At 50.3% G+C, this 698-nt stretch carries 2 protein-coding genes; both read right to left on the bottom strand.

Translation table 11 applies throughout. The annotated features are described in order from the left end of the window. On the bottom strand, positions 1-256 hold a 256-nt coding region (locus tag Xinn_RS21220; protein WP_086956870.1), incomplete at its 3' end, for a phage head closure protein. After that, positions 253-698, bottom strand: a 446-nt coding sequence (locus Xinn_RS21215) for a phage portal protein (protein ID WP_143706622.1), incomplete at its 5' end; no start/stop codon positions are given. The genes Xinn_RS21215 and Xinn_RS21220, both read right to left, overlap by 4 nt.

Here is a 698-nt window from a genome sequence, read left to right as displayed (position 1 = left end):
TCTTGCCGTGGGTGCTGGCACCTTGATAGACAATGCGGTTTGTTGTGGTGATATCATCACGGTAACGCAGCCAGATACGCACCGTGGCTTCGGATAACACGGCACCAGAAGCTACAAGTTCCCGCCCGCTAATTGCGATGACTTCCGCCCAAACGTCGGCAACATCTTCCCAGTTGTTTATTACTCCACCAAGCTTATCCCGTGTGCTTTTGTTTTTTTGAAGCGTGATCCGGTGTCTCAACCTGCCTGCTCTCATGCCTTTTTCTCCGTTTGTTTTTTCACTTCGACGGTTTGCTTCCATGCCTGACTGAATTCATCACCACCCTCACGGGGTGATAATCCCTCGCGTTCACGGGCTTCGTTCGGTGACATGACACCGGATTTAATCGCCGTTTCGTAGCTCTGGAAACGTTCTTTCGGATTGGCACGCAGCAAATCGGCAGTATCAAACTCCACTTGATAACGCATACCCCGCTTTGGCGAAGTCATCAGCAAGGCGGCTTTGATTTGTTGTTCAAAATTGGCAAGCCACGGGCGCATAGTGATAGTCAGAAAAGCGCGGGAGGCTTCGCTAAAATTACTGTAGGTACTGTTCGAATATTCTTGCAGAAAGATCGGGCTGACATTGAACATACGGGCGATATCGTCAATGGTGAATCGACGGGAGGCCAGCCATTCCGCATCTTGGTTACTCATGC

Origin of the sequence: Xenorhabdus innexi (genome assembly GCF_002632485.1) — a bacterium.
In the GTDB taxonomy this organism is placed as follows: domain Bacteria; phylum Pseudomonadota; class Gammaproteobacteria; order Enterobacterales; family Enterobacteriaceae; genus Xenorhabdus; species Xenorhabdus innexi.
The sequence above is the reverse complement of the archived record's forward strand: the minus strand, read 5'-3'. Positions and strand labels throughout refer to the sequence as shown.